The sequence below is a fragment of the Thioclava sp. IC9 genome (assembly GCF_002213225.1).
Lineage (GTDB): Bacteria > Pseudomonadota > Alphaproteobacteria > Rhodobacterales > Rhodobacteraceae > Thioclava > Thioclava nitratireducens.
Window position 1 is genome coordinate 1,157,852 of record NZ_NBNX01000001.1, and the last position, 26,973, is coordinate 1,184,824.

The 26,973-nt window shown below is 64.1% G+C and carries 24 protein-coding genes; 6 read left to right on the top strand and 18 right to left on the bottom strand.

All coding sequences use genetic code 11. From position 1 onward, the window contains the following. Positions 1-171: 171 nt before the first annotated feature. The 8 genes from mraY to B6V76_RS05385 form a co-directional block, all read right to left on the bottom strand. Positions 172-1,254 (bottom strand): phospho-N-acetylmuramoyl-pentapeptide-transferase, encoded by a 1,083-nt coding sequence (mraY, locus tag B6V76_RS05350; RefSeq protein ID WP_075774434.1) that lies wholly within the window; start codon positions 1,252-1,254, stop codon positions 172-174. Further along, on the bottom strand, positions 1,254-2,702 hold the full coding sequence (gene murF, locus B6V76_RS05355) for a UDP-N-acetylmuramoyl-tripeptide--D-alanyl-D-alanine ligase (RefSeq protein ID WP_088726846.1): 1,449 nt from the start codon (positions 2,700-2,702) through the stop codon (positions 1,254-1,256). Before murF ends, mraY begins: the two co-directional genes overlap by 1 nt. Further along, entirely contained in the window at positions 2,702-4,183 is a 1,482-nt protein-coding gene (locus B6V76_RS05360) for a UDP-N-acetylmuramoyl-L-alanyl-D-glutamate--2,6-diaminopimelate ligase (RefSeq protein ID WP_075774432.1), read from the bottom strand. The genes murF and B6V76_RS05360 overlap by 1 nt, the downstream gene beginning before the upstream one ends. Before the next feature lie 136 nt (positions 4,184-4,319). After that, entirely contained in the window at positions 4,320-6,134 is a 1,815-nt protein-coding gene (locus tag B6V76_RS05365; protein ID WP_240497801.1) for a penicillin-binding protein 2, read from the bottom strand. Further along, the gene (locus B6V76_RS05370) at positions 6,134-6,511 is read right to left on the bottom strand and encodes a cell division protein FtsL (RefSeq protein WP_075774430.1); all 378 of its coding nucleotides are present in this window, start codon (positions 6,509-6,511) and stop codon (positions 6,134-6,136) included. The genes B6V76_RS05365 and B6V76_RS05370 overlap by 1 nt, the downstream gene beginning before the upstream one ends. Further along, a complete protein-coding gene (gene rsmH / locus B6V76_RS05375; RefSeq protein WP_075774429.1) occupies positions 6,508-7,515 on the bottom strand; it encodes a 16S rRNA (cytosine(1402)-N(4))-methyltransferase RsmH in 1,008 nt (335 codons plus the stop codon). Before rsmH ends, B6V76_RS05370 begins: the two co-directional genes overlap by 4 nt. A 3-nt stretch (positions 7,516-7,518) precedes the next feature. Continuing rightward, positions 7,519-8,004 carry a division/cell wall cluster transcriptional repressor MraZ gene (gene mraZ, locus B6V76_RS05380; protein WP_078520010.1) on the bottom strand — a complete coding sequence of 162 codons (486 nt, stop codon included), beginning with the start codon at positions 8,002-8,004 and terminating at the stop codon, positions 7,519-7,521. Between the two features lie 720 nt (positions 8,005-8,724). Further along, on the bottom strand, positions 8,725-9,813 hold the full coding sequence (locus B6V76_RS05385; RefSeq protein WP_088718933.1) for an Mrp/NBP35 family ATP-binding protein: 1,089 nt from the start codon (positions 9,811-9,813) through the stop codon (positions 8,725-8,727). A gap of 341 nt (positions 9,814-10,154) precedes the next feature. Here B6V76_RS05385 and B6V76_RS05390 point away from each other — a divergent pair, with 341 nt between their 5' ends. Together B6V76_RS05390 and rlmJ are read left to right on the top strand one after the other, a co-directional pair. Then, positions 10,155-10,358, top strand: a complete 204-nt coding sequence (locus B6V76_RS05390; protein ID WP_075774427.1) for a DUF1127 domain-containing protein — start codon at positions 10,155-10,157, stop codon at positions 10,356-10,358. A 686-nt stretch (positions 10,359-11,044) separates the two neighbouring features. Then, the gene (gene rlmJ, locus B6V76_RS05395) at positions 11,045-11,827 is read left to right on the top strand and encodes a 23S rRNA (adenine(2030)-N(6))-methyltransferase RlmJ (RefSeq protein ID WP_088726848.1); all 783 of its coding nucleotides are present in this window, start codon (positions 11,045-11,047) and stop codon (positions 11,825-11,827) included. Here rlmJ and mntR read toward each other — a convergent pair. After that, on the bottom strand, positions 11,810-12,235 hold the full coding sequence (mntR, locus tag B6V76_RS05400; protein ID WP_088726849.1) for a manganese-binding transcriptional regulator MntR: 426 nt from the start codon (positions 12,233-12,235) through the stop codon (positions 11,810-11,812). The genes rlmJ and mntR overlap by 18 nt on opposite strands. Before the next feature lie 202 nt (positions 12,236-12,437). On the opposite strand from mntR, the gene B6V76_RS05405 reads away from it, so the two are divergent. Beyond that, positions 12,438-13,739 carry an Nramp family divalent metal transporter gene (locus B6V76_RS05405; protein ID WP_075774424.1) on the top strand — a complete coding sequence of 434 codons (1,302 nt, stop codon included), beginning with the start codon at positions 12,438-12,440 and terminating at the stop codon, positions 13,737-13,739. Positions 13,740-13,794: 55 nt separating this feature from the next. Here B6V76_RS05405 and B6V76_RS05410 read toward each other — a convergent pair whose 3' ends face one another. The 3 genes from B6V76_RS05410 to metZ all read right to left on the bottom strand — a co-directional run bounded on the left by B6V76_RS05410 (position 13,795) and on the right by metZ (position 18,803). Beyond that, positions 13,795-16,245, bottom strand: coding sequence for a UvrD-helicase domain-containing protein (locus B6V76_RS05410; RefSeq protein WP_088721812.1), 2,451 nt, complete (start codon positions 16,243-16,245; stop codon positions 13,795-13,797). Positions 16,246-16,435: 190 nt separating this feature from the next. Further along, positions 16,436-17,530, bottom strand: coding sequence for a GTP cyclohydrolase FolE2 (gene folE2, locus B6V76_RS05415; RefSeq protein ID WP_075774422.1), 1,095 nt, complete (start codon positions 17,528-17,530; stop codon positions 16,436-16,438). A 97-nt stretch (positions 17,531-17,627) separates the two neighbouring features. After that, positions 17,628-18,803 (bottom strand): O-succinylhomoserine sulfhydrylase, encoded by a 1,176-nt coding sequence (gene metZ / locus B6V76_RS05420; protein ID WP_088726850.1) that lies wholly within the window; start codon positions 18,801-18,803, stop codon positions 17,628-17,630. 229 nt (positions 18,804-19,032) lie between these two features. On the opposite strand from metZ, the gene B6V76_RS05425 reads away from it, so the two are divergent. Further along, the gene (locus B6V76_RS05425; protein WP_088726851.1) at positions 19,033-19,950 is read left to right on the top strand and encodes an alpha/beta fold hydrolase; all 918 of its coding nucleotides are present in this window, start codon (positions 19,033-19,035) and stop codon (positions 19,948-19,950) included. Positions 19,951-19,984: 34 nt separating this feature from the next. Then, positions 19,985-20,674, top strand: coding sequence for a glutathione S-transferase N-terminal domain-containing protein (locus B6V76_RS05430; RefSeq protein ID WP_088726852.1), 690 nt, complete (start codon positions 19,985-19,987; stop codon positions 20,672-20,674). 70 nt (positions 20,675-20,744) lie between these two features. Here B6V76_RS05430 and B6V76_RS05435 read toward each other — a convergent pair whose 3' ends face one another. Together B6V76_RS05435 and B6V76_RS05440 are read right to left on the bottom strand one after the other, a co-directional pair. Beyond that, on the bottom strand, positions 20,745-21,167 hold the full coding sequence (locus tag B6V76_RS05435; RefSeq protein WP_088726853.1) for an OsmC family protein: 423 nt from the start codon (positions 21,165-21,167) through the stop codon (positions 20,745-20,747). 60 nt (positions 21,168-21,227) lie between these two features. Beyond that, positions 21,228-22,439: a deoxyguanosinetriphosphate triphosphohydrolase gene (locus B6V76_RS05440; protein WP_088726854.1), complete on the bottom strand. Its 1,212-nt coding sequence runs from the start codon at positions 22,437-22,439 to the stop codon at positions 21,228-21,230. Between the two features lie 93 nt (positions 22,440-22,532). Here B6V76_RS05440 and B6V76_RS05445 point away from each other — a divergent pair, with 93 nt between their 5' ends. Beyond that, on the top strand, positions 22,533-22,862 hold the full coding sequence (locus B6V76_RS05445; RefSeq protein WP_075774416.1) for an iron-sulfur cluster assembly accessory protein: 330 nt from the start codon (positions 22,533-22,535) through the stop codon (positions 22,860-22,862). Between the two features lie 88 nt (positions 22,863-22,950). On the opposite strand, the gene B6V76_RS05450 is transcribed toward B6V76_RS05445, so the two are convergent. The 4 genes from B6V76_RS05450 to B6V76_RS05465 all read right to left on the bottom strand — a co-directional run bounded on the left by B6V76_RS05450 (position 22,951) and on the right by B6V76_RS05465 (position 26,914). Beyond that, positions 22,951-23,667 carry a lipo-like protein gene (locus B6V76_RS05450; RefSeq protein ID WP_088725116.1) on the bottom strand — a complete coding sequence of 239 codons (717 nt, stop codon included), beginning with the start codon at positions 23,665-23,667 and terminating at the stop codon, positions 22,951-22,953. A 97-nt stretch (positions 23,668-23,764) separates the two neighbouring features. Beyond that, on the bottom strand, positions 23,765-24,235 hold the full coding sequence (locus B6V76_RS05455) for a DUF6869 domain-containing protein (RefSeq protein ID WP_075774414.1): 471 nt from the start codon (positions 24,233-24,235) through the stop codon (positions 23,765-23,767). Continuing rightward, positions 24,232-25,827, bottom strand: a complete 1,596-nt coding sequence (locus tag B6V76_RS05460; protein WP_075774413.1) for a peptide chain release factor 3 — start codon at positions 25,825-25,827, stop codon at positions 24,232-24,234. Before B6V76_RS05460 ends, B6V76_RS05455 begins: the two co-directional genes overlap by 4 nt. Positions 25,828-26,101: 274 nt before the next feature. After that, on the bottom strand, positions 26,102-26,914 hold the full coding sequence (locus B6V76_RS05465; protein ID WP_088726855.1) for a uracil-DNA glycosylase family protein: 813 nt from the start codon (positions 26,912-26,914) through the stop codon (positions 26,102-26,104). Between the last annotated feature and the right edge of the window lie 59 nt (positions 26,915-26,973).

Here is a 26,973-nt window from a genome sequence, read left to right on the forward strand (position 1 = left end):
CTCGCTAAAAAACTTTTGCGACATCTCGCGTCGCGGTTCGGGGAGACAACCAACGAATTTCGCTCTGGTTCGCTCAAATAATTTTGAGAAAAACCACGGCGCGCCTCGAGGAACCAAAGCGCGCCGGAAGAGATCGCGCGCGGGGCGCGATCGGAGAAAAAGATGTGCGGGTCAGCGGATCTTCAGTGTCGCCAGACCGATCAGCGCGAGGATCAGCGAGATGATCCAGAAACGGATGACGATCTGCGGCTCCGACCACCCCTTCTTTTCGAAATGGTGGTGGATCGGGGCCATCAGGAAGACCCGTTTGCCGGTGCGTTTGAAATAGGCGACCTGGATGATCACCGAGAGCGCCTCGACCACGAAGAGCCCGCCGACGATGCCGAGGACGATCTCGTGCTGGGTGCAGACCGCGATCGCGCCGATCGCGCCGCCAAGCGCGAGGCTGCCGGTGTCGCCCATGAAGACCGCCGCCGGCGGCGCGTTGTACCACAGAAAGCCCAGACCGCCCCCCATCAGCGCCGCGGTGAAGATCACCAGTTCCCCGGTGCCGGGCACGAATTGCACGCCGAGATAATCGGTGAAGTCGGTGCGGCCCACGACATAGGCGATCGCGCCCAGCGTACCCGCGGCGATCATCACCGGCATGATCGCGAGCCCGTCGAGCCCGTCGGTCAGGTTCACCGCATTGGCCGCGCCCACGATCACGATCATCGCGAAGGGGATGTAGAAATAGCCTAGGTTCAGCACCAGATCCTTGAAGAACGGGATCGACAGCCGCCCTTCCAGATCGGACGGGTGCAGATACCACGTCAGGAGCGACGCCAGAAGCGCGAGCAGGAAGCCGAGCGCGAGCCGCGCCTTGCTGCTGACCCCTTTGGTGTTCTGCTTGGAAACCTTGGCGTAATCGTCGGCGAAGCCGATTGCGGCGTAGCCGTAGGTCACCATCAGCACGACCCAGATATATCCGTTGTCGAGCCGCGCCCAGAGGAGCGTCGACACCAACAACGCGGTGAGGATCAGGATACCGCCCATCGTGGGCGTCCCGGCCTTGGAGATATGCCCCTCGGGCCCGTCATCGCGGATCGGCTGCCCCTTGCCCTGAGTGCGGCGCAGGATCCCGATCAGCCAGGGTCCGAAAATGAACCCCACCAGCAGCGCCGTGAAGAACGCCGCCCCTGCACGGAAGGTGATGTAGCGGAACAGGTTGAAGACGCCCCCGCCATCGGAGAAGTCGGTCAGCCAATACAACATTAGTCTTTTCCCTTATGGGCCTCGGCCGCTCCGGGCTGGCCGAGTTTTCTCAATACGCTCACGACGAGGCTCACCTTGGAGCCCTTCGAGCCTTTGACCAGCACCACGTCGCCGGGGTCGATCAGGTGGCGGGCGCGCTCTGCCAGCTTGTCCGCCGTTTCATACCATTCTCCCCGCTTGGTGCGCGGCAGGGCTTCGCGAAGCGCCGCCATGCGCGGTCCCGCGAGATGCACGAGGTCGACCTTCGCCATGGCCGGGTGATCGGCGATGGCCGCGTGCAGCGCCGTTTCGTCCTCGCCCAGCTCCAGCATGTCGCCAAGGATCGCGATGCGGCGCCCTTTCGCGGTGCGCCCAACACCGTCGCGTGGCTTGGCGCCTGCCAGAACTTCGAGCGCTGCGGCCATCGAGGCGGGGTTCGCGTTGAACGCGTCGTCGAAGAGGTCGAAGCTCTCGGCCTCGTCCACCACATCCATATAGACCCGCTCGCGCTGACCGCGCCCGGCGGGGGGCTGCCAGTTGCCCAGATCCATCGCGGCAATGGTCGGATCGCAACCCGCGGCTTCGGCCAAGGCCAGCACGCCGAGCGCGTTGGCCGCGAAATGCCGCCCCGGGGTCATCACCTTGAACAGGATCGACGTGCCATGGTGGTCCGCCTGAACGACGGTTGCGTCGCCCGAGATGCGGGCCTCGACAAGACGGTAGTCCGAGCCCGGCTCGGGGCCGAAGGTGACCATTGTTCCTGCCTGCTGGGCGGCCTCGCGCAGGATGTCGGAGGTCTCCAGCCCGGTCGGCACGATCGCGGTGCCGCCCTCGACGAGGCCCTGGAAGATCGACGCCTTCTCATGCGCGATACCTTCGATACTCTCGAAGGCCGCGAGATGCGCGGGCGCGACGGTCGTTATCATCGCGGCATGGGGCTGCGCCAGTTTCGCCAGCGGCGCGATCTCGCCCGGATTGCTCATCCCGATCTCGATCACGGCGAAATCGGCATCCTGCGGCAGGCGCGCCAGCGTGATCGGGACACCCCAGTGATTGTTGAAGCTCGCCTCGGCCGCGTGAACCTTGCCTTGAGCGGAGAGGACAGCGCGCAGCATCTCTTTGCTCGACGTCTTGCCGACCGAGCCGGTGACGGCGAGCACACGGGCCCGCGCCCTTGCGCGCCCCGCCCGCGCCAATGCTTCTAGGCCCGCGAGGACGTCATCCACGATCAGCAGCGGGTCGTCTTTCGAGCAGCCCTCGGGAATGCGACTGACCATCGCAGCCGCCGCGCCTTTGTCGAGCGCCTGTCGCACGAAGTCATGGCCGTCTCGCACATCTTTGAGCGCGACGAAAAGATCGCCCGGATGTATGGTCCGGGTGTCGATTGAAATTCCGGTCGCGGCGAAAGCCTGCGTGGCCTCACCATCGGTGGCGGCAGCCGCGTCGCTCGAGGTCCAGAGAACGGCCATCAGATTTTCCCGTCCAGCGCGGCAACAGCGACCGAGGCCTGCTCGGCGTCGTCGAACGGGTAGGTGTCCGAGCCGATGATCTGTCCGCTCTCATGGCCCTTGCCCATTACCAGCAGCGCATCGCCGGGCTGCAGCAGATCGACGCCGCGCAGGATCGCCTCGGCCCGGTCGCCCACTTCGAGCGCCTTTGGCGCGCCTTCCAGCACTGCAGCGCGGATCGTTGCGGGATCTTCCGAGCGCGGATTGTCGTCGGTCACGATGACAATGTCGGCATTCTCGGCGGCGGCCTTGCCCATCAGCGGGCGCTTCGTCGCGTCCCGATCCCCGCCTGCGCCGACGATGGCGATCAGGCGGCCCATCACATGCGGGCGCAGCGCCTTCAGCGCGGTCTGCACCGCATCCGGCGTGTGGGCGTAATCGACGAAGACCGTCGCGCCGTTGTCGCGGGTGGCAGCCAGTTGCATCCGCCCGCGCACGGTGGATAGCTTCGGCAGTGTCGCGAAGACCTCCTCGGGGTCGGCGCCGCACGCGATGGCGAGCGCCGCGCCGGTAAGCACATTCATCGCCTGGAACCCGCCGATCAGCGGCAGGCGAGTCATCTGGGTCCAGCCTTCCCAGGCGAAGCGCACATCCTGACCGGTTGCATCGAACCGCTGCCCGAGAATCTGCATCTCGCAGCGTTCGGTATGGCCGATCCCGATCAGCTCCTGACCGCGCGCAGTGATATAGCGCGCGAGTTCCTCCCCCTTGGGATCGTCGAGATTGATCACCGCCGCTCCGTCTTCGGGCAGGACCCGGGTGAAGAGCCCAGCTTTGGCCGCGAAATACTCCTCGAAGCTCGCGTGGTAATCGAGGTGATCTTGCGAGAAGTTGGTGAAAGCGGCCGCCGAGAGCGTCACACCATCCAACCGACGCTGCGCGAGCCCGTGCGACGAGGCCTCCATCGCGGCATGGGTCACGCCGACGGCAGCCATATCCGAGAGCAAGCGATGCAGGGTGATCGGCTCGGGCGTCGTATGCGGCGAAGGTGCGGCATAGCTGCCCTCAACGCCTGTCGTGCCGATATTCGCGGCCTCGAATCCCAGCAACTGCCAGATCTGGCGGGTAAAGGTCGCGACAGAAGTCTTGCCGTTGGTGCCGGTCACCGCGATCATCGTCTCGGGCTGGCGCTCGAACCACAGCGCTGCCGCGAAAGCGAGCGCCTGACGCGGATCTTGCGTGACGACAATGGCCGTATCGGTGCCCGCAAGCGCCTCGCGCGCGGTTTGCTCGCCCGCGCGATCGGTCAGCACCGCGGCTGCGCCCATGCGCAATGCGTAAGGAATGAACTCGGCCCCGTGGATCTGCGTGCCCGGCAGCGCGGCAAAAAGATGGCCCGGTTTGACCTGCCGACTGTCGACCGACAGTCCCGAGATCGCGCAGTCTGCGCCCTGCAGCGGCGTCAGCCCCAATTCGCTCAGCATTTTGGTGCCCGCAGCCATCGTATCCGTCCTTTATTCAGCTCGCCGCACTTATCCGGCGACACGTCTGCGAGGTCAAGGCGACAGGCCCTGCCCCCTGTCTCTATGCGCGGGTTCATGCACGTGGCGTGACACCCGCCTTCCGACCCCGAAAACGTCAGTCTTTCTTGACCAGACTGATGCCGTCGAGCGTGTTGGGTGTCGTCGGTTCGGGGCGCAGACCCAGAAGCGGCGCGACACGGCGGATCGTCTCGGCCGCAACCGGTACGGCGGTCCAGCCTGCGGTACGGCGCGGAGTGTCGCCGGAGGTATCCGTCGGCTCGTCCAGCGTCAGAACCAGCACATATTCGGGATTGGTCACCGGGAAGACGCCCGCGAAGGTCGAGATCACCTTCTTGTCGTAATAGCCGCCCTGCGGATCGGGCTTGTCGGCGGTGCCGGTCTTCCCCGCGACCTGATAGCCCTCGACATTGCCGTAGCTTGCGGTGCCGCGCGTCACAACGGCGCGCATCATCGCGAGCGCCTTATGGGCGACCTCCGGGGACACGACCTGCGCGCCTTCCGGGGCGCCGAATTCCTGCTTGTGCGGCTTGCGCGGGCCGCCATTGGCGATCAGCGTCGGCAGCACGCGCCGCCCGTCATTGGCGATCGTCGCATAGGCCGTCGCAAGCTGCAGCGGGCTGTCGGAGAGACCGTGCCCGTAGCCGATTGTCATCGCGGACAGCTCCGACCAGTTCTTCGGCAGGATCGGACGGCCCGTCGGCGCCTCGATCAGTTCCACCGGCGAAGGCTCCAGAAGGCCCAGCTTGCCGAGGAACTCGCGCTGCTTCTCGGGGCCGATCTTCTGGACGATCCGCGCGGTGCCGATATTCGAGCTGTGCACGATCACGTCCGTGACCGACAACTGCTTGCCGTAATTGTGGAAATCGTGGATTCGGAACTTGCCCCAGCGCAGTGGGCCCTTAGTGTCGATCATCGTCTCGGGCGTGACCAGACCATCCTGCATCGCCTGCGACACCGCGAAAATCTTGAAGGTGGAGCCGAGCTCGTACATCCCCTGAACCGCGCGGTTGAACAGCGGGCTGTCGGAGGGGTCGCCCTTCAGAAGCGGCGCGGGGCGGTCGTTCGGGTCGAAATCGGGCAGGCTCGCCATCGCGACGATCTCGCCGGTGTGGACCTTCATCAGTACCGCGGTCGCGCCCTTGGCGTTCATCAGCTTCATGCCACCCGACAGCACATCCTCTAGCGCCGATTGCACGGTCAGATCGAGCGAGAGCTTGAGCGGCTGCCCGCCATTGGCCGGATCGCGCAGCCAGCTGTCATATTCCTTCTCGATCCCTGCCACGCCGAGAATCTCGGCGGAGTTCACGCCTTCTGTGCCGTAGCGCGCGCCGCCAAGAATATGCGAGGCGAGATGGCCGTTGGGATAAAGCCGCATCTCCCGCGGGCCGAACAGAAGGCCGGGATCGCCGATATCGTGAACAGCCTGCATCTGCTCCGGGCTGATGCGGCGCTTGATCCAGACGAACTTGCGATGGCCGGTGAAGTCCTTCTTCAGTCGGTCGCGGTCGAGATCGGGGAAAATCTTCACCAGCTTGTCCACCGTGCCCAGCGGGTCGATCATCATCGGCGGCTGCGCGTAGAGCGAGTGGGTCAGCAGGTTCGTCGCGAGCACCCTGCCCTTGCGGTCGACGATATCGGCGCGTTGGGCGTGAATCTGCTCGGTCGTGGAATCGGTCTGCGGCTCTTCGGGGCGCGCGGCGGCGAAGGAACCCATGCGCAGTCCCACCGTCAGGAAGGCCGCGAGGAAGATCACCGACATGACCAGCAGACGGCCTTCGGCGCTCTGACGCGCCTTGTCACGGGTGGCCTCGCCGCGCAGACGGCGGTTCTCGCGTTCGATCGCGTCGGGGTTCTCACCTTTTTCGCGGGCATCGAGGATACGGGCGAGCGGGCGAAGGGGCGTGCGCATCAGTTCCCTCCCTCAGGATCGGCCTTGACCTCGACAGGATCGGAAAGGCCGGCCAGATCGGTGCCGGACGCGCCAGTATCATCGGCCTGCGGTGTCGGGTAGGCAATCTGGGCGACGGTTCCGAATTGCTCTGGCGTCATCGGCAGAAGATGCAACGAGGTGAAGTTGAGATTGACCAGTTCGCGCAGGCGCTGCGGGCGATTGAGATAAGCCCATTCGGCGTTGAGCACGGTCAGGCCCTCGTTCAGCGAGGCGATTTCCCGATTGAGGTCGCGCAGCTCGTCGATCCGGTCCTGGGTGTCGTAATTGACGTGATAGGCCCAGAAGGCGAGCGCGAGCACACAGGCAGAGGCGGCAAGATAGGCAAGCAGTCTCAACGGCGTTTCCCCTTCTTTTCCCCGGTGACAAGCTTCGGAAGCCCCAGTTGCGTGCGATCGGCCTTGCCGGCGGGCGCATCCGTGCGCCGCCCCACCCGCAACCGAGCCGAGCGTGCACGCGGGTTTTCCGCCAGTTCCTCTTCGTCGGGCCCGTCGCCTTTCACGGTAATTTCAAACGCGGGATCAAGGGTTTGCTGAACCGGCGCGTGGCGCGAACCGCCCCCGCCCGTCGACGAGCGCGCAGCGAAGAAGCGCTTCACAACCCGGTCTTCGAGCGAGTGGAAGCTGACCACCGCCAGCAGCCCGCCGGGTTTCAGCGCACGTTCCGCGGCCTCCAGCCCCTCGATCAACTGGCCGAATTCGTCGTTCACCGCGATGCGCAGGCCCTGAAAGCTGCGCGTTGCGGGATGGCTTTGCCCCGGTTTCGGGCGCGGCAGGCAGCGCTCGATCACCTTGACGAGCTGTTGCGTGGTCTCGAATGGCTGAACCTTGCGCGCCTCGACGATGGCCTTGGCGATCCGGCGCGAGGCGCGCTCCTCGCCATATTGATAAAGGATATCAGCGAGTTCGCCCTCATCCGTCTCGTTGACCAGATCGGCAGCCGACGGCCCTTCCTGCGACATCCGCATGTCGAGCGGCCCGTCGCGCATGAAGGAAAAGCCACGATCGGCCTGATCGAGTTGCATCGAGGAGACGCCGAGATCCAGCACCACCCCGTCGAGCAATTCGTCGGAATAGGTATCGAGTTCGGAGAACGTGCCTTCGACCAACTCCAGCCGGTCGCCGTATTCGCCGCGCCACGCCTCGGCCATCTCGAAAACCGCCGGATCGCGATCCACGCCGATCACCTTGTCGGCACCCGCCTCAAGCAAACCGCGCGCATAGCCGCCCGCGCCGAAGGTTCCGTCAAGCCAGGTCCCAGAGACAGGCGCGACCGCCCGAAGGAGCGGCCGCAGCAAAACCGGGACGTGGGGGGCGTCTGGCAGGGCGTCCCGATCCGTCATGGCTCACCCCTGCGACAAAAGGCTGAGAGGGTCGAAATCTTCGCCCTGCTCTTCGATCCACTGATCGATATTGGCTTCATCGGCAGCGGCGAAGGTCTCGGGGTTCCAGATTTCGAAGGTCTCGCCCACGCCGGAGAAATAGGCCTCCTTGTCGAGACCGATCTTCGTACGCAAGGCCGCCGGGAGAACGAGGCGGCCGTCGGGATCGACTTCGGTCGGATGCGATTTGGACAGAACCATCCGCTGGAGGATCGTGCGCTGCTTCGAGCCGCGCGGCAGCGCCGCGATATCGGCAGCCAGCGCCTCGAAAGCGGCCTGCGTGTAGATCTGAAGCATTTTCTGAGTATCGGCACCGTAGACGATGACCATTCGGGGGCGATCTTTGTTCGGGCGCTCGGGGTCACCCTCTTCGAGCTCACGACGAAACAGCGCGGGGATCGACACGCGACCCTTACTGTCCACCTTGAAGGTGTATTCGCCTATGAACATGCCCGCCAAAGCGCGCTCCTATCACCTGTCCCGCCGGGCCGGGCCCGGAATGAAAACGGCGGATTGGGCTGCTGCCACTGCCCAATCCGCCGCCCTCGTTCCCATCACTGGGTATGTCCGACTGCACGCGCCACCTGGGGGGATGGGATGTCTGCTCGCTCGCGCGCCGGATCTCTTTGTTTTCGTGAAGCGATGGCCTGTATGAAACCTGCTTTTCGCCGTGAGGTCTTGGTGCCTCTATTTGCATTCGCTTCCGATGAATTAGGGATGCCACGGGAATTCATGGCACGCAAGAAAAAATTTGCCGAAGATTGGGTAGATCTTGTCCGCAGCAGCACCCCGCCCCAAGGCCCTGCGCGCCTTATCGCATACCCCTAGGCATCATGAAGAAAAAATTTACCATATCTGGTAGCTGCGAACGCAGACCAAGCTTTCCCACGAAATCCCAAAAAATTTCAATCAAGATGGAACCTGTGATTTTTAAGCCGCAATTGGAGCCACCTGAGGCACCATTTTCCGCGCTCACCGCGGCGTGATTTTGCGCGAGCCGATGTGAATACGCCGTGATTCCACCAAGAATCTCTGCGAATCCCGGCTCACGCGCTCTCTACGCCCTCGTGAAGTTCCATGGAAGGTGCCATGATTTCCCATGACCTTCCCGCGAACATGAAAAAGGCGTCCGTTGAGGACGCCTTTCCCAGAGCAACCTTCGCCGCCAGATCAGATCAGATCGCGGTCGATCAGCCCACGCGCAAGAGTGGCGTAGCCTTCGGCTGCCGGCCCCTCGCTCGCGGCGACCGGGGTGCCCGCGTCACCCGCGAGCCGCACGTCCAGGTCAACGGGCAGCGCACCGAGGAACGGCAACCCCAGCGATTTCGCCTCCGCTGCGACGCCGCCATGACCAAAGAGATGCGCCTCGTGGCCACAATTCGGACAGACGTAAGAGGACATATTCTCGACCAGCCCATGGATCGGCGTCTTCAGCCGCTGGAACATGTCGATCGCCTTCTTCGCATCGAGGAGTGCCACGTCCTGCGGGGTCGAGACGATGATCGCCCCGTCCAGCTCGGTTTTCTGACACAGCGTGAGCTGCACATCCCCCGTCCCCGGCGGCAGATCGATCAAAAGCACGTCGAGCGGGCCGTATTCGTCCCATTTCACCTGGAACAGCATCTGCTGCATCGCACCCATCAGCATCGGGCCGCGCCAGATCACCGCTTCACTCTCTTTCAGCATGAGGCCGACCGACATCAGCGTGACGCCATGCGCCTGCAACGGCAGGATCGTCTGGCCATCCGGCGAGGCCGGCCGCTTGCTCGCCCCCATCATGCGCGGCAGCGAGGGACCATAGATGTCGGCATCCAGCAGCCCAACCCGCTTGCCCGCGCGCGTCAGCGCCACGGCGAGGTTAGAGGCGACGGTAGATTTGCCCACGCCCCCCTTGCCCGAACCCACGGCGATGATCTTCTTCACACCCGGCACCTTTTGCGGGCCCTGCTGGGGCTTGGGATGCCCTCCGATCGCGGGACCACGCTGTTGCGACTGTTGCGCCGTGCCGCCGAGGCCGCGCGGAGGGCCCGAAGGCACGACGACCGTCACGCTCGTCACCTCTGGGAGCGCCTTGATCGCCGCTTCCAGCGTGGGGCGCATCGCCTCCAGTTCGGGTTGCGGCGCGCCTTCGAGCACGAAGCGCACCACGCCGTCTTGCACCGCGAGCGCGCGCACGAGATCGCGGCTGACAGCGGTCCCGCCGCCCGGCACTTCCACCGTTTGCAACGTCGCAAGAACCGTTTCCTTGCTCAGAGCCATGCAGATTCCTCCATTCCCAGGTCCATTATCCGCCCGCATACTCGCTATTTGGCCGGAACTGTGGCGTTTTTGCCGCGCAGTTCAAGTCGAGAACTGCCCATACGGTCAGGAATCCCCCATGCCCCGCGAGGGGAGCGCAAATATCTTGCGCCTCTCTCCCGAAAATAGGTCAGAATCATTCATGCATTTTCTGCATGGCGGCATTGAGGCTTCCCGGCATTGTGCAACCGCAGCATTAGCGCCATCTTTGCTCCAACGACGACGGAACACGAAGTAACGAAATGGGTCGACAAGCTGGAACCAGCAGCGACCCGCGCAAGTAGATAGATGAGGCTGATACGATGGCACTCGCACAAGACATCCAACTGAACGACAGCGGCTTCGCCGCAATGAAATCGAAACTGTTCGAAGCCCTGGCCCGCCGCAAGGTGTATCGCCAGACGCTCAACGAGCTTCGCTCGCTCAGCAGCCGCGAACTGAACGACCTCGGGCTGCACAGCTCGATGATCACCCGCGTGGCCTATGAGGCCGCATACGGCAAGTAATTCTCTTCCTGAGCCCCTCTCCTCCTCCCTGGGGCTCGGAACTTGGGCGGCGCTCTCTCTCCTCCTCCCTGAGAGCGCCGCCACACCAAGACATACCGGCCCCAAGCGGCGAGACGCCGCGATGCCGGACCAAAGCTGCCCGGATCTCTCCTCCTCCTCCCTGAGGGATCCGCGCCGAGCAGGCGGCGACCTCTCTCCTCCTCCCTGAGGTCGCCGCCTATCATCGGCGGAAATATGCGACAGGCTGTCGCATGCTGCAGTGCAGCACTTGATATCCGGACCGGCAGGTCCAATTTGATACGAAAGGCCCTCTCCTCCTCCCTGGGCCAATCGTTTCGGCGGCGCCCTCCTCCTCCTCCCTGAGGGTGCCGCCAACCAGATACCGAGGGTCCTCTCCTCCTCCCTGGACCCGAGGGTGTGACGCCGCTTCCTCCTCCTCCCTGAAGCGGTGTCGACAGTGCCGAAGGGTCTCTCTCCTCCTCCCTGAGACCTGACGGCAGAAAAGAGACGGCGGCGCCCCTCCTCCTCCCTGGGCGCCGTCGTTTTCTTTTATCCCCCTGCCAGATGAACCTTCGGAGAGGCTCCGCCCCGCACTCCTCGCGCACCCCCGGGATACGTCTCCCGAGAAGAAGAGCATTGCCCTCGCGCGCGCTGACCGGCAGGAAGGGCCCAAGGAGACCGAACCGATGCTGTCTTACCAACACGCCTATCACGCCGGAAATCTGGCCGATGTGCACAAGCATGCGCTGCTTGCGTCTGCGCTCGATTACCTCACGCGCAAGGACAAGCCGCTGAGCTACCTCGAAACCCATGCCGGGCGCGGGCTTTACGCGCTTGACGGGGCGGAAGCGGCGAAGACGGGCGAGGCCGCCGCCGGGATCGCCCGGGTGGAAGGCTTGGGCTGGTTCGCCCCCGATCATCCCTACATGCGCGCGCTGGCAGCGGTGCGGGCGCAACACGGGGCGCAGGCCTATCCGGGCTCGCCTTTGGTGGCAGAGGCGCTGTTGCGCCCGATGGACACGATTCAACTATGTGAACTGCACCCGCAGGAGTTTTCCGCCCTGCGAAGCGCAACACGACGCAGCGGGGCGGTCCTGCACAAGGCAGACGGGCGCGAGATGGCGCTCGCGCTGACGCCCCCCACCCCGCGCCGCGGGATGATGCTGATCGATCCGAGCTTCGAGGAGAAAGCCGATTACACGGCGATGCCAAAGCTGATCGGTCATATCGCGAAGAAATGGAACGTCGGCATCATCGCGCTTTGGTATCCGATGCTGGCTTCGGGCGCACAGGAGGCGATGGTCCGCACCCTGCGCCGCGATTTCCCCGAAGCGCTGAGCCACGAGGTACGTTTCCCGCCTGCCCGCGAAGGCCACGGCATGATCGGCTCTGGGATGTTCATCGTGAACCCGCCCTGGGGGCTCGTCGGCGAGGCCGAGCGGCTCTCGGCGCTATTTGCCAGCCTTTGAAGCGAGGAAAGCCTCGAACGCCTCCAGCGTACGGGACGAGACATGATGCTCGATCCCTTCGGCATCGAGCTCCGCGACCTCTTCCGGCACGCCCACGGCGCGCAATAGGGCCACAACGGTGCGATGGCGTTCGCGCACCTGGGCGGCCAGCGCCTCCCCCGCCTCCGTCAGGAACACCCCGCGATAGGGCCGCGACACTGCGAGCCCTTCGCGCTTGAGTCGCGCGACCGCCTTGGTCGCGGTCGGATGGGCCACCCCGAGTCGTGCGGCGATCTCGGTGATACGGGCCTCGCCGAATTCCGCCGTCAGATCGGCGATCATCTCGACATAGTCTTCCAGCAGCGCGCGCGCCGCACGCTCTCGGGCCCGGTTGAACCCCTTGATCTGGGAGGGATCGGTGTCAGTCATTCGCCTGCCTTGACGGTCTCGGTCTCAGTGCCTGTCGGGGCCAGTCGGGCGCCATTTCCAGAGCGGACCGGATAACCTGTCGCGCCCGATATGCCAAGCAAAGCTTCGCGCGAGGCGCGTCGAGCTGTCAACGAAAATTAGCCACTTGCGAATCTTGTAGCCACGGCTACATTTCGCCGAAGAAGTATCCACGAGGAGCCCCATGACCGAACTTATCCGCAAGGAAAACATGACCAGCCGCACCCGCACGGCCATGGAAGCGGTGCTGTCGGGCAACCGGCGCGGCGGGTTTCTGTTGTTCTTCGGGCCGGCGGTGATCGCCTCGGTCGCCTATATGGACCCGGGCAACTACGCGACGAACATCCAAGCGGGCGCGGGCTACGGCTATGCGCTTTTGTGGGTCGTTCTCGGCGCGAACCTGATCGCGATGCTGTTTCAGGCGATCTCGGCGCGCGTCGGCATCGTGACCGGCAAGAACCTCGCGGAACTGTCGCGCGAGAATTTCTCGAAACCCGTGACGATCGCGATGTGGATCGTCTCGGAGATTGCGGCGATGGCCACCGATCTGGCGGAGTTTCTGGGCGGCGCCTTGGGGCTTTCGCTCCTGTTCGGCTGGCCGCTGATCTGGGGAATGGGCGTCACCGCCGTCGTCACCTATGCGATCTTGCTGTTCGAGCGCGGCGGCTTCCGCCCGATGGAGATCGTGATCGGCGCGCTCGTGGCGCTGATCGGGGCGTGCTACCTCGCGGAGATGTTCGTAGCGCCGGTCGACTGGTCCGGGGCCGTGCAAGGGTTGATCACACCCGCGATGCCCGACGCCAAAGCGCTCACGATCGCGGTGGGCATCATCGGCGCGACCGTTATGCCGCATGCGATCTTCCTGCATTCCGGTCTGACGCAGAACCGCGCGCTGACCCCCGACCCGGTGCAGAAGGCACGGCTAGTGAAATTCTCCAACCTTGAGGTGATCATCGCGCTCGCGATTGCGGGGATGGTCAACATGGCGATGGTGATCATGGCGGCCTCGGCCTTCCATAGCGGCCATTCCGAAGTGGCCGAGATCGAGAGCGCCTATCATACGCTGACGCCGCTCTTGGGCGGTTTCGCCGCCGCCGCCTTCCTGACCTCGTTGATCGCCTCAGGAGTATCCTCTTCGGTCGTCGGTACGATGGCGGGGCAGATGATCATGCAGGGCTTCATCCGCCGGCGCATCCCGGTCTGGCTGCGCCGGGTCATCACGATGGCACCTGCCTTCGTCGTGGTATGGCTCGGGGTAAACACCACCGACGCCCTGGTGATGAGCCAGGTCGTCCTGTCGATCGCCCTGCCCGTCCCCATGGTGGCACTCCTGATCTTCGCGCGGCGGAGCGACCTCATGGGCAAGTTCGCCCTGCGCGGGCCGCTTCTCTGGCTCGCTGTTCTGGGCGCGCTCATGGTGCTGGGGCTGAACTTCGTGCTGCTCTGGCAATCGGCGGGGCTGCCGGTGCCGGGTCTGGTGAGCTAAGGCCTAAGCGCGAGGGGGCGCTGCCCCCTCGGGATATTTGCGCCACGGCGAGGGGTTAAAACGGCACGTCGTCGGCATCTGCGGCGGGCACGACAAAGCTCGACAGCAGACGTTTCTCGCCCGCCTTGTCGAATTCGACGACGAGCTTGTCGCCTTCCGAGCCCATTACCTCGCCATAGCCGAATTTCTTGTGGAAGACCCGGTCGCCGATCTCGTAATCGCTCTCGCCCTTGGCGTCGATCACCATGTGGCGGGCCTCGCGCGGCTGGCTGACCCCGCGCGATTGCGCATTTTGCAGCCGCCGCCAGCCGGGCGAGTTGTAGACATCGGCGCGCGAGACGCGGTCTTCCATCGCGCTGGAGCCACCAAAGCCGCCCCCGTTCATGCCGCCGCCATAGAGACCCGGAGGGGTCAGCACGTCGATATGGGCGGGCGGTAGTTCGTCGATGAAGCGCGAGGGCATCTGGCTTTGCCATTGGCCGTAGACCCGCCGGTTTCCAGCGAAGGAAATCGTGCACAGCTCCTCGGCGCGGGTGATGCCGACATAGGCCAGACGGCGCTCTTCCTCGAGGCCCTTCAATCCGCTCTCGTCCATCGAGCGCTGCGACGGGAACAGCCCGTCCTCCCAACCCGGCAGGAAGACCACGGGGAATTCCAGCCCCTTGGCCGCGTGCAGCGTCATGATCGAGACCTTCTCCTCGGTCTCGGCCTTGTCATTGTCCATGATCAGCGCGACGTGTTCGAGGAAGCCCTGCAGATTGTCGAACTGCTCCAACGCCTTGACGAGTTCCTTGAGGTTCTCGAGCCGCCCCGGTGCTTCCGGCGTCTTGTCGTTCTGCCACATCTCGACATAGCCGGATTCCTCGAGGATCCGTTCGGCCAGACGCACATGGCTGAGGTCATTTGCGGGCGCCACACCATCCTCGGCGGGCTCGATCAGCAGCTCGTCATCCTCGGCCCGTGTCACGGCGGTCGCAGGCGAGGCCTGCACAACCTCCTCGTGCCAGCGCGCGACATTCTCGACGAAGAGCCGCAGCTGCCCGGCCGCCTTGCCCGAAAGCGCACCCTCGGCCACCAGCATCCGCGCGCCGTCCAGCAGGCTCAGTCCGTTCTCGCGCGCAGCCACCTGAATGCGCTGCTGCGCCTTGTCGCCAAGGCCGCGCTTGGGCGTGTTGATGATCCGCTCGAAAGCCAGATCATCATCGGGCGAGGTCACGAGGCGGAAATAGGCCATCGCGTCGCGAATTTCGAGCCGCTCGTAGAAGCGCGGGCCGCCGATGACGCGATAGGGCAAACCGATGGTCAGGAAGCGGTCCTCGAAGGCCCGCATCTGATGCGAGGCGCGCACGAGAATCGCCTGCGAATTCAGACTGATCGGCGGATTGCCACGGGTGCCGCGCTGAATCGCCTCAACCTCCTCGCCGATCCAGCGCGCCTCTTCCTCGCCGTCCCAATGGCCGATCAGGCGCACCTTTTCGCCGCCCTCGGCTTCGGTCCAGAGCTCCTTGCCCAGACGGCCCTCATTGGCCGTGATCAACCCGGACGCGGCGGAGAGGATATGTTCGGTCGAGCGGTAATTCTGCTCCAGCCGGATCACCGCCGCGCCCGGGAAATCCTTCTCGAACTTCAGGATGTTGCCGACCTCGGCGCCGCGCCAGCCATAGATCGACTGGTCGTCATCGCCCACGCAGCAGATGTTCTTATGCCCCTGCGCCAGAAGCCGCAGCCACAGGTATTGCGCGACGTTGGTGTCCTGATACTCGTCCACGAGGATGTAACGGAACCAGCGTTGATATTGCGCCAATACGTCCGGCTGGGTCTGGAAGATCGTGACCATGTGCAGCAGCAGATCGCCGAAATCGACCGCGTTGAGCGTCTTCAACCGTGCCTGGTAGGCGGCGTAAAGCTCGGATCCGCGATTGTCGAAGGCCGCGGTCTCGCGGCCCGAGACCTTCTCGGGCGTAAGCGCCTTGTTCTTCCAGCCGTCGATCAGCCCCGCCAGTTGCCGTGCCGGCCAGCGTTTCTCGTCCATATTCGCGGCGACGATCAGCTGCTTGAGCAGCCGGATCTGGTCGTCCGTGTCGAGAATGGTGAAATTCGACTTCAGCCCCACCAGCTCGGCATGGCGGCGCAACAGCTTCACGCAGACCGAGTGAAAGGTGCCGAGCCACGGCATCCCCTCGATCGCACCGCCCAGGTGGCGCCCCACACGCTCTTTCATCTCGCGCGCGGCCTTGTTGGTGAAGGTCACCGCCAAGACCTCGTTCGGGCGTGCCCGGCCGGTGTGGATCAGATGCGCGATCCGCGCGGTCAGCGCCGAGGTCTTGCCCGTGCCCGCGCCTGCCAGCATCAACACCGGCCCGTCGAGCGTCTCGACGGCCTGCCGCTGTTGGGGGTTCAGTTTATCGAGATACGGCGCCGCGCGCGCTTGCATGGCGCCCGCCATGGCACGTTGCGACAGGCTCGCAGCCCCTTCATACGGATCGTCGTCATCAGCCCAATTCATGGGAGGCAATCTAGCGGTTCGGCCCCCTGAGGGAAAGGGGCATGTTCAGCATCTGTTCGCCTAACGTGCGCCTCTGCGCCCGGCTTTGCTCTTGCGAAAATATTCACCGGGAGCCCGAAGGGCGGGGACAGCGCCCCCCTGCGCCAATAGCGATGCGCCCTGGCCCTTGGGGCAGCGTCCCTACCCGTCTTCAGCCCTGATGGATCAGCGTGGCGAAGAGCTTCGGATCGACGCTGGCCGATGCGAAGGTCTCGCCCTCGGTCAGCATGGCCACGGCGTCATGGCTGTGCAGGCTTTCCTGATGGCTGGCCACGATGCGGAAGTCACCGACGCGCGGTTCGGCCAGAAGGCGCTCGGCGAAGGCGCGCACAGCATCCTCGACGAAAATCGGGTTGGCTGCGTTCAATTCGGCGAAAGCCTGTTCGTCCTCACGCTTGACCATCACCTGCGTCTCGGTCGGCACAGCGGCACGGGCGAGATCGATCATGTCCTCGAACCAGAGAACGTTGCCGGGCTCGACCACCGCCGAAATCCGCGCGACGGAACGCTGCGAATGCGGCGTGGCCAGCTGGCCGCGGCTGGCACGAGCATGCTCTGACAGCTCCAGCGAGCACGGACACGTGGAGGAATAAACGTAATCGAGGTGAATAACCTTGGTGCGCACACCAGCCGTCTCGATCAGCTCCAGCGCGATGTCGTAATACTGCCAGCCCTCCAGCCCCGAACGCAGCGACGGCCGCTTTACCGGGAAGGAGACGCGCATCATCAGGCGCGCGTCGAAGCTTTCGAGATCGTCCATGTAGTCGTCGAGCGCGGATTCCATCACTTCGAAGGAGAAGGTCTTCTCCGCATGGGCGTAGAAGCTGCGCATGACGCGGGACATGTTGATGCCCTTCTTCTCCGCCTCGAGGCTCACCGTGCCCGTGACCGACGCCTCCAGCGTCAGATCGCCGTTGTCGCGGGTATGAAACCGCACCGGCAGCCGGAAGTTCGAGATACCGACATGTTCGATCCGGGTATGGGCGCCCACGATCAGCGAGGACGGACCGTTCTGCAGGTCGGGCAGCGTCGCCTTGTAAGCCGCGTCGGCTTCGAAGCTGTCGTCATATTCGCGGCTCAGATCGGGGTAGTTCGAGAGCTCGCGGTCCGGCAGGAGCCGCGCGATGGCCGGGTCAAGCTGCGCCACCTCGACCGGATCGGCCTTCGCGGCCCATGCGCGCAGCACCTCGAGCGCGGCGCGGGCGTCGTTATCGTCGGGGGTCTCGATCCTGCCTTGCACGTTCATATCCTGTCCTCCGGTATGCCCGGTCCCGCCAGATATGGGGGTTTTGGGGCTGATGTCCAAGACAATACGCCGGTTCGCGGAAATCGGTTCACCCCGATCAGGCGGCGTCGAGCGCCTCCTTGATATCGGCGATCAGGTCACCCCCGTCCTCGATCCCCATCGAAACGCGGATCAGACCGGGGGTAATCGCGATCGCCGCCCGCTCCTCTTCAGACAGATTCTTGTGGGTCGTCGTCGCCGGATGGGTCGCGATGGATTTCGCGTCGCCGAGGTTGTTCGAGATAGACACGATCTGCAGCGCGTTGAGGAAGCGGAACGCCGCCTCCTTGCCGCCCTTCAGGTCGAGCGCGAGCATGGTTCCGCCCGAGCCCATCTGCTCCATCGCCAATGCATGTTGTGGATGGTCCATCAGACCGGGATAGACTGTGCGGGCGAGTTTCTCATGGCCGGCCACGGCGCTCGCCACCGCAGCGGCGTTCGCGGCCTGCGCGCGCACCCGCAGATCGAGCGTCTGCAACCCGCTCAGCAGAACCCATGCGTGGAACGGGCTCATGGCGCCGCCGGTGTGTTTGACGTAAGTTTCCAGCGGGCCACGGATATACTCTTTCGACCCCAGCACGACACCGCCAAGTACGCGCCCGCCGCCATCGATATGCTTGGTCGCGGAATAAACGATCACATCTGCGCCAAGCTCCACCGCGCGCGAGAAGATCGGCGAGGCGAAGACATTGTCGACCACCACCGTCGCGCCGCCCTCATGAGCGATCTTCACGATACCCGCGACATCCATCACTTCGAGGCCGGGGTTCGAGACGCTCTCGAAGAAACAGATCTTCGTCTCGGGACGCATCGCGGCGCGCCAGGCGTCGAGATCGGTCCCGTCGACCAGCGTCACATCCACGCCGAAGCCCTGCAGCACTTTCAGCACATGCAGGCAGGATCCGAACATCTGGCGCGCGGCCACGATGTGATCGCCCGCCTTCACGAGGCAGGTCAGCGCGCCGTTGATCGCAGCCATGCCGGAGGCGCAGGCGAAGGCGTCCTCGGTGCCTTCGATCGACGCCATCCGGTCCTCGAACATCCGCGTCGTGGGGTTGCCGTAACGGGCATAGATGAACTCGTCGTCGGAGGCCTTGAGGAACCGTGCCTCTGCGGCTTCGGCCGAGGGGTAGGCAAAGCCCTGCGTCAGAAACATCGCCTCGGCCATCTCGCCATACTGGCTACGGCGAATGCCGTCATGGACGAGTTTGGTGCGGGTCTTGCGCTCGGTCATCGGTGCCTCCTGCGGCGGTCTGTCGCGACTTGGGGCTGCGATACCGCGCAGGGGGCGTAGCGTCAACGCATAGCGGCGATGTCCCGTTCGCACCAAAGGAGGCCCGGCGCGCGTCGCGTTCCATGCCCCGCCGCGGCGCGCTCACGCGAAGGCAAGGGAACTTTCGGGCGAAAAACCGCGTTCGATTTAAAACATCAACCCGCGCCTGCGCCCCTCCCCCGAGGCCCCAATGCCGCTTCTCAAGGTCCATGCCAGCTCCGAGCTGCCCGCCGATGTCCTCGCTCAGGCGCGCGCCCTGCCGGAGGGCGCCCCGATCGTGGTGATGATCCACGGCTACAGCTACGCGGCAGGGGTCGAGGGCCGCGATCCCTACGAGCACATCTTCGCGATGGAGCCGACCTTCAATCTGCATACCGCGATCAGCTGGCCGCGTGCGCTTGGCTTCGACGGGACCAATCCCGGCGAGGGCCTCGGCATCGCGTTCAGTTGGCAATCGACGGGACGGTTGACCCGGATTTACGACATGGCCGAGATCGCCGCCCAGCGCCTTGCCCGCCTGATCGGCGCACTGAATGCCGCGACCGGGCGTCCCGTGGGGATCATCGGCCATTCGATGGGCGCGCGGGTCGCCCTGCGGGCGCTCCGCCACGCCCATGCCGGGCAAGTAGCTCGGATGGTTCTGCTGGCCGCCGCCGAATTTCAAAATCGCGCCGAGGAAGCGATGGCGAGCCCTGCGGGCCGGACCTGCGAAGTGCTCAACGTCACGAGCCGCGACAACGACCTTTTCGACTTCCTCTTCGAGTGGGGTGTAGCCCGCGGGCGCGAACGCTCGCTCGGCAACGGCCTGACGCGCCCCTTGCGCAACTGGCTCGATCTGCAGATCGACGCGCCCGAGGTGATCGAGGTGCTCGACGATCTGGGCTATCCCGTCGCCCCGCCCGAAAAACGCGTCTGCCATTTCGCCTGCTACATGCGCGAGGGGCTGTTCGACCTCTACCGTCAAGTGCTGCGTCAGCCCGACCGGCTGCCGCTTCCGTTCCTCGCCGAAGCGCTGCCCAAGGCGCAAGACCCCCGCTGGTCGCGGCTGTTTGCGCGTCCGCGCACATCGGGTTTCGCATTGCCCTCGTTCCAGCGCACGGCAAAGTAGAGCGGACCCTGCCGCCTAACCCGACGGAGACCCCATGATCGACCTCTATTTTTGGCCCACGCCGAACGGCTGGAAGATTTCCATCGCCCTCGAAGAGATGGGCCTGCCCTACGAGACCCACTTGGTCGATATCGGCAAGGGGGAGCAATTCGAGCCGGAGTTCCTGAAGATCTCGCCCAACAACCGGATGCCCGCGATCATCGACCGCGACGGCCCGGATGGCGAACCCGTCTCGATCTTCGAGAGCGGCGCGATCCTGCAGTATCTCGCCCGCAAGACCGGCCAATTCTATGGCGAGACCGAGCGCGACCGGATCGCGGTCGACGAATGGCTGTTTTGGCAGGTCGGCGGGCTGGGCCCGATGGCCGGTCAGGCGCACCACTTCCTGAAATATGCACCCAAGCTCGAACCCTCGCAGGACCTACCCTATGCCAAGGACCGTTACCGCGCCGAGACGGGACGGCTCTATGGCGTGATGGATCGTCGTCTGGCGGAGAACCGCTACCTCGCGGGCGATTTTTACTCGATCGCGGATATGGCGTCCTGGGGTTGGGCCTCGCTCTGGGAAGGGCAGGAGCAAACGCTCGACGACAAGCCGAACCTCAAACGCTGGCTCGATGAGTTAGGCGAGCGCCCCGCCGTCAAGGCGGGCCGCGCTCTGGCCGCCGAAAAGCGCAACGACAATTCGAGCCGTGACGCGCAGAAGCACCTCTTCAAGCGCTGAGCACGTCCGCCGAACCACGAAAAAGGGCGCCTCACCGGGCGCCCTTTTGCTTTGACCGCTGAGGACCGGATCAGTTGACCGTCAGGTCGAGCGTGATCTCGCAATTCAACAGCTTCGAGATTGGGCAGCCTTCTTTCGCGCCCTCGGCGGCCTTGCGGATCGCCTCCTCGTCGCCGGTTCCCTTCACGGTCGAGGTCAGCGCGGATTTCTTAACCGCGAAACCGTCGCCTTCCTTGTCGAGCGAGATTTCCGCCTTGGTGTCGATCACCACGTCCGAGACGCCCGCCTCTTCGAGCTGAAGCGACAGCGCCATCGAGAAACAGGACGCATGAGCCGCGCCGATCAGCTCTTCCGGGTTCGATCCGGGCTCACCCTCGAACCGGGTATTGAAGCCGTAGGGCTGCGCCTTCAGCGCGCCACTCTCGGTCGAAATCGTGCCTTTGCCGCCCTTGATGGTGCCTTCCCAATGGGCCGATGCGTGCTTGCGGATCATGAATCCCTCCTATGCGTTGCATTCGCGAGCACAACGAGACGGAGGGCCAGTGGTTCCGCCTCAGCGCCCGCGCCCGACCAGCCTATCATATTCCTGGATGGCGAAACGATCCGTCATACCCGCCACGTAATCGAGCACGACCCGCGCGAGAGCCTGCTTCGATTCCGGCCGCGTGCAGTCGCCGCCGAGGATACGGGCCCGCGAGACTTCTTCCTGCCATTCCTCGGGCAAAAGCTCCGGGCGTTCCATGAACAGGGGGAAGAGCGCGTTGATCATCTCGGTCACGCGCTTGCGCTCCACCACGACGGAGGGCGCGCGATACATGCGCTCGAACAGGAACTGCTTTAGCACCTTGAGGCTTTGATAGAGCGGCTTCGAGAAGCGGATGATCGGCCCGTCCATCTGCCTGATATCATCGACCGATTGCGGCCCGAGCGAGGTCAACCGGTTCTCGGCCACCGCGATCACGTCCTCCACCATCACGCCGAAGACCCGGCGCAGCGCCTCGTGCTGGCGCCGCGTGCGGTCGAGACCGGGATGCAGTTTGTCGACCTCGGCGAAACAGGCCCCGATCACCGGCAATTCGCACAGGTCGTCCTCGTCGAAGAGCCCCGCGCGCAGCCCGTCGTGCAGATCGTGGTGATTATAAGCCACGTCATCGGCCACGGCCGCCACCTGCGCCTCGGCGCTGGCGTTGGTCTCCAGCTCCAGGTCCCAGGCCGCATCGACCTCGGCCAGCGCATAGGGCAGTTCCTCGCGGCTCGGGAAGCTGTGCGAAACGCCCTTGTCGGAAATCGCGGGCCCGTTGTGCTTGGCGATGCCTTCCAGCGTCTCCCATGTCAGGTTCAGCCCGTCGAAGCCCGCGTAATGCTTCTCCAGCTTGGTCACGATCCGGAGCGCCTGCGCATTGTGATCGAAGCCCCCATAGGGCTTCATCAGCTCGGCCAGCGCGTCCTCGCCGGTATGCCCGAAGGGCGGATGGCCCAGATCATGGGCCAGCGCCACCGCCTCGGCCAGATCGGTGTTCAGCCCCAATGTCCCTGCAATCGTGCGCGCGACCTGCGCCACCTCGATCGTGTGGGTCAGGCGCGTGCGGTAGTAATCGCCCTCATGTTCGACGAAAACCTGCGTCTTGTGCTTGAGCCGTCGGAAGGCCGAAGAATGGATGATCCGGTCCCGATCGCGCTGGAACGGCGAGCGGAAAGTGGACATGCTTTCGGGGTGAAGCCGCCCGCGGCTCTCGCCGGGCTGGCAGGCATAGGGCTTGAGCACTGGTAAAACCTCGTCTTGTCGGCACGCTTCGGCCCTCCTATATCTCGGATGTGACGGAAATACAGGCCCCGAGGGGTCAGGAAGGCCAATCCGATGCAACTCCCTCCGAAAGTGACCGAACGCGCCTTTGCGCGACTGGCGGAAATCAATGAAGGTCGCGAGGCGCCACAGGCGCTGCGCGTGGCCGTCGAGGGCGGCGGCTGTTCTGGTTTCCAGTATGATATCAAGCTCGAAGAGGCGCCTGCGGGCGACGACATCGTGCTCGAAGGCGCGGGCCAGAAGGTGCTGATTGACCCGGTTTCTCTGCCCTTCCTCGAGAACGCCACGATCGACTTCACCGAAGAACTGATCGGCGCGCGTTTCGTGATCGAGAACCCGAACGCGTCGAGCTCCTGCGGCTGCGGCGTCTCCTTCGCGATGTAACGACGCAGGCGATGCGCCTTATCTGAAAGGCGCATTCTCGCTTCCTCTTGATATAAATATCCCCGCCGGAGGCGCCCTTCCTCCGGCGTCACTCCGCCAGTTGCAATTGGCGAAAATCGAACCCGCCTTCTAGCGTCGGCTTGATCACGGCGAAATAGGGCGAGAGATCGAAATCGCGCGGCGTGAACAGCGACGAGTGCCGGATATGCAGAATTTCTCCCTGGCTGTCGGCGCTGCCCATCACGACATCCGGCAGGATCGGGTAGTGGACCGCGTGAAACGCCTCGGCGATCACGGTCGAACAGATCGCCCGCGTCGGGTCGCCCGATCCGAGCGCCAGCATCCGCCGCCGAAACCGATGCGGCACGGGCGGGCGCGGCAGCAGGTACCGCGCGAGATCGACCACGTTTCTCAGGTCATACTGCCGCCCGACCGCGCCTTGCATGTAGTTAATCACGAGCTCAAGCTGATCGTGGCCAAGCCCGACGGGCCGACAGATGCGTGTGTTGAGATGCGCATAGGCCGAAAGCCCGGTGATCCTGACGCCTTCCTCCAGGTCCGCCTCGATCAGCTCGCCTCCGGGCGGGCCGCCGGAATAGAAGGCTGCATGGGACCAAGTGGAATGGGTAAGATACTTGATCGCCGCCGAAATCCGCCGGTCGCCCTCCACCAACAGCACATCGCCCGGCCGAAGCGTCGCGCGCAAGGCAGGGGTCGGGATGACCCCGAAAGGCTGGTAGAAGCGGGTCTGCTTTTGCAAAAACCGCGCGATTGCCTTGCCGGGCAGACGAGAGACATGCGCCATGATCTCCTCCTTGTTCAGAGGTAGGTGTGGCGCGCACAGATGCACAGCCCAGGCGCAAAGATGTGATTTTCGTTACCTGATGCGCGATGCGCTGCGCTCATTTCGGCGGTAGCGGTCCACCCATGTCGAGCCCGGTATCCATCGCCGGGGCGCGTGCCTTCTCGATACGCGACCAGAGCGCGGTATTGCCCTCTCCCTGCTGCGGCCAGACGCCCGTCAGCGCAAAGCGGAACCGCGCGGAATGGCGCGCCTCGCGCTCGATCCGGTCGATGAACTCGTCGCCATGCTCCGCGACCAGATCTTCCAGCGGCCCGGCGGCGAGCATCACCACCTGCCAGATCGTCGTCGCCCCGGTCAGCGCCTTGCGGATGAAGGTCCAGAGCACCTCGGGATATTCGCGCAGCTCGAAAACACACAGCACCGACCAAGGGAAGTCCTCGCCCTCGGGCTCCTCGGCATTGTCGGCAAGCCACAGATCGACCAGCGCCTCGACCGTGCGCACGTCTTCCGGGGCACTCGCTTCGTTGCACAGGATCGAGACGAGTTCGGGGGGCAGTGGGGTTGTCATTGCATCATTTCCTTGGTCGCCGAGAGCGTCACGCCCTCGTAGTCGCGCTCGACCCGGTCGATGTCCCATTGCAGGCGCGTGAGGAACACCACGTCGCCGTCATGATCATAAGAGATGTGCTGCTTGTTGGCGTTGACCAGCTTCTCGACCGCCGCCTTGTCGCCCAACACCCAGCGGGCGGAGGTGAACTGCGAGGCCTCGAAGCGTACGGGGATGCCGTATTCCAGCTCGATCCGGCTCGCCAGCACGTCGAATTGCAGCGCGCCGACGACGCCCACGATGAAGCCCGAGCCGATCGCGGGCTTGAACACCTTGGCCGCGCCCTCTTCGGCGAATTGCATCAACGCCTTCTCGAGGTGCTTGCCCTTCATCGGGTCGGTCGCACGCACGGATTGCAGCAGTTCCGGCGCGAAGCTCGGGATGCCGGTGAAGCGCAGCGCCTCGCCCTCGGTCAGCGCGTCGCCGATGCGCAATTGCCCGTGGTTCGGAATACCGATGATATCGCCGCCCCAGGCCTCTTCCGCCAGTTCGCGGTCGGCTGCGAGGAACAGAACCGGGTTCGACACCGCCATCTGTTTCTTCGAGCGCACATGCAGCAGCTTCTGCCCGCGGGTGAAATGCCCCGAGACGAGGCGCACGAAGGCCACGCGGTCGCGGTGCTTGGGGTCCATGTTCGCCTGCACCTTGAAGACGAAACCCGCGACCTTCTTCTCCTCGGGCGCCACGTCACGCTCGGCGGATTTGAAGACCTCCGGCTCGGGTCCGAATTCCCCGATCCCGTCCATCAACTCCTTCACGCCGAAGCTGTTGATCGCCGAGCCGAACCAGATCGGTGTCAGGTGACCTTCGAGGAAACTCTGGCGGTCGAAGGTGGGCAACAGTTCGCGCGCCATCTCGACCTCTTCCTTCAGTTTCTCAAGCAGATCGGCCGGAACATGTTCGGCCAGCTTGGGATCATCCAAACCACTGATCTTGATCGACTCGGCCACCTTGTTGCGGTCGGCGCGATCCATCAGTTCCAGCCGGTCGTGCAGCATGTCGTAGCAACCGAGGAAATCGCGGCCCATCCCGATCGGCCAAGAAGCCGGGGCCACGTCGATCGCGAGATTTTCCTGAATCTCGTCGATGATCTCGAACGTGTCGCGGCTCTCGCGGTCCATCTTGTTACAGAAGGTCAGGATCGGCAGATCGCGCAGGCGGCAGACCTCGAAGAGCTTGCGTGTCTGGCTCTCCACGCCCTTCGCGCCGTCGATCACCATGATCGCCGCATCCACCGCCGTCAGCGTTCGGTAAGTATCTTCCGAGAAATCCGAGTGGCCGGGCGTGTCGACGAGGTTGTAGCGGAACTCGCGATACTCGAAGGACATGGCAGAGGCCGAGACCGAAATCCCGCGATCCTGTTCGAGCTTCATGAAGTCCGAGCGAGTCCGCCGCGCCTCGCCCTTGGCACGCACCTGCCCCGCCATCTGGATGGCGCCGCCGAAAAGCAGGAACTTCTCGGTCAAGGTGGTCTTGCCCGCATCCGGGTGCGAGATGATCGCAAAGGTGCGGCGACGGGCGATTTCGGGCGGGAGCGCGGGACGGTTCATCATGCGCGCTCGTTTAGCCTGCCCGCGCGCGCCTTGCAATCGCGGCGATGGGGGCTCCGCCCCCCGCGCTGACGCGCTCCCCCGGGATATTTCGACCAAGGCGAAGTTCAATCCCACGCGCCCCTTCCTCTTGGCGGAAATATCCCGGGGGTGAATTGGCGCAGCCAAGAGGGGGCAGCGCCCCTTCCCCGACCGTTAGTTGTCGCTGTTCAAAAGGCCACAAGCCGATGCTGTCTTTTTCGCAGGGACTATTCGCTGGCTCAATGGCGAGGCGAAGTCAGAGACCGAGAGCGCGGCAGTAAAAATCGCGCTTCGCAGCCCGCAGGCCGTCAGCTCCGGCCGGGTAGTCGCGCGTCGCGCCTTCGAGATACCATTTCGTCTGGTAACCTGCCGGATGCGGCAATGCCATGACCCGGTCTGCGCCAATGACTTCCTGCTTGACGGCAACACCATATATTTTGGCGGCAGCCTTGCCGCCAAGGGCGACGATCCGAACGGGTTGAACCTGCGCGATCTCCTCCGCAAGGATCTCACTGCAGACCCGCCCGCCTCGTTTATCCTTCAAAAGCAAGTTGCCGGGACCAGCGAAAACCTTCACCGCATCTGTGAGCCAGACGTCGTAGTCGGCATCGAGACAAGCTCGGACGACATCCCACATCGCCGGGTGGTGTGGTTTGACCTGTTTGCCCGGGTTGATGTAGTGGCGGTATCTCTCGCTGTCAGTTCCAAAGAAAGTTCCGATAGTTACTACACCAGGCGCTCCCGTTTTTCGGAGCGGATCCTGAGCGCAAAGCATGATCCTGCCACGCGTGGGGCGATCGCGAGAGATCAGGCAGGGCAGGTCGTAGCCGATAGGATAGTCGGTGAATGCCTCAAGGAGATCGGTTGCCCACTCCGACCTCTGAAAACTCGGCATTCGTCGGCCTTCGGCGTGACCACTGTAAAACTCTTCGCGTAGCCCGTCCGACACACGCGTCAGGCTCTCCCGGGAAAAGAGCTTTTGCTGTGATTGGATGAGATCCGGCCATTCACCCTCGTTGAACAAAACATCTGCATCGAAAGCTCGAGAGCTGGAATTCGGCTTGGTCATATAAAGTCCCTGAGATCAAAAATGGATATTCGGCCTTTGAGTGCGCCAGCACCTTCGAA

Bases quoted from the DNA above. Each gene is read 5' to 3' on its own strand.
- B6V76_RS05425 (WP_088726851.1), top strand. From the start codon at position 19,033: ATGCCGCTTCTCAAGGTCCATGCCAGCTCCGAGCTGCCCGCCGATGTC.
- B6V76_RS05405 (WP_075774424.1), top strand. From the start codon at position 12,438: ATGACCGAACTTATCCGCAAGGAAAACATGACCAGCCGCACCCGCACG.
- B6V76_RS05460 (WP_075774413.1), bottom strand. From the start codon at position 25,827: ATGATGAACCGTCCCGCGCTCCCGCCCGAAATCGCCCGTCGCCGCACC.
- rlmJ (WP_088726848.1), top strand. From the start codon at position 11,045: ATGCTGTCTTACCAACACGCCTATCACGCCGGAAATCTGGCCGATGTG.
- B6V76_RS05445 (WP_075774416.1), top strand. From the start codon at position 22,533: ATGCAACTCCCTCCGAAAGTGACCGAACGCGCCTTTGCGCGACTGGCG.
- B6V76_RS05410 (WP_088721812.1), bottom strand. From the start codon at position 16,245: ATGAATTGGGCTGATGACGACGATCCGTATGAAGGGGCTGCGAGCCTG.
- B6V76_RS05430 (WP_088726852.1), top strand. From the start codon at position 19,985: ATGATCGACCTCTATTTTTGGCCCACGCCGAACGGCTGGAAGATTTCC.
- B6V76_RS05465 (WP_088726855.1), bottom strand. From the start codon at position 26,914: ATGACCAAGCCGAATTCCAGCTCTCGAGCTTTCGATGCAGATGTTTTG.
- folE2 (WP_075774422.1), bottom strand. From the start codon at position 17,530: ATGAACGTGCAAGGCAGGATCGAGACCCCCGACGATAACGACGCCCGC.
- B6V76_RS05450 (WP_088725116.1), bottom strand. From the start codon at position 23,667: ATGGCGCATGTCTCTCGTCTGCCCGGCAAGGCAATCGCGCGGTTTTTG.
- mraY (WP_075774434.1), bottom strand. From the start codon at position 1,254: ATGTTGTATTGGCTGACCGACTTCTCCGATGGCGGGGGCGTCTTCAAC.
- B6V76_RS05385 (WP_088718933.1), bottom strand. From the start codon at position 9,813: ATGGCTCTGAGCAAGGAAACGGTTCTTGCGACGTTGCAAACGGTGGAA.
- mraZ (WP_078520010.1), bottom strand. From the start codon at position 8,004: ATGTTCATAGGCGAATACACCTTCAAGGTGGACAGTAAGGGTCGCGTG.
- metZ (WP_088726850.1), bottom strand. From the start codon at position 18,803: ATGACCGAGCGCAAGACCCGCACCAAACTCGTCCATGACGGCATTCGC.
- B6V76_RS05455 (WP_075774414.1), bottom strand. From the start codon at position 24,235: ATGACAACCCCACTGCCCCCCGAACTCGTCTCGATCCTGTGCAACGAA.
- B6V76_RS05360 (WP_075774432.1), bottom strand. From the start codon at position 4,183: ATGGCTGCGGGCACCAAAATGCTGAGCGAATTGGGGCTGACGCCGCTG.
- B6V76_RS05390 (WP_075774427.1), top strand. From the start codon at position 10,155: ATGGCACTCGCACAAGACATCCAACTGAACGACAGCGGCTTCGCCGCA.
- murF (WP_088726846.1), bottom strand. From the start codon at position 2,702: ATGGCCGTTCTCTGGACCTCGAGCGACGCGGCTGCCGCCACCGATGGT.
- rsmH (WP_075774429.1), bottom strand. From the start codon at position 7,515: ATGACGGATCGGGACGCCCTGCCAGACGCCCCCCACGTCCCGGTTTTG.
- B6V76_RS05365 (WP_240497801.1), bottom strand. From the start codon at position 6,134: ATGCGCACGCCCCTTCGCCCGCTCGCCCGTATCCTCGATGCCCGCGAA.
- B6V76_RS05435 (WP_088726853.1), bottom strand. From the start codon at position 21,167: ATGATCCGCAAGCACGCATCGGCCCATTGGGAAGGCACCATCAAGGGC.
- mntR (WP_088726849.1), bottom strand. From the start codon at position 12,235: ATGACTGACACCGATCCCTCCCAGATCAAGGGGTTCAACCGGGCCCGA.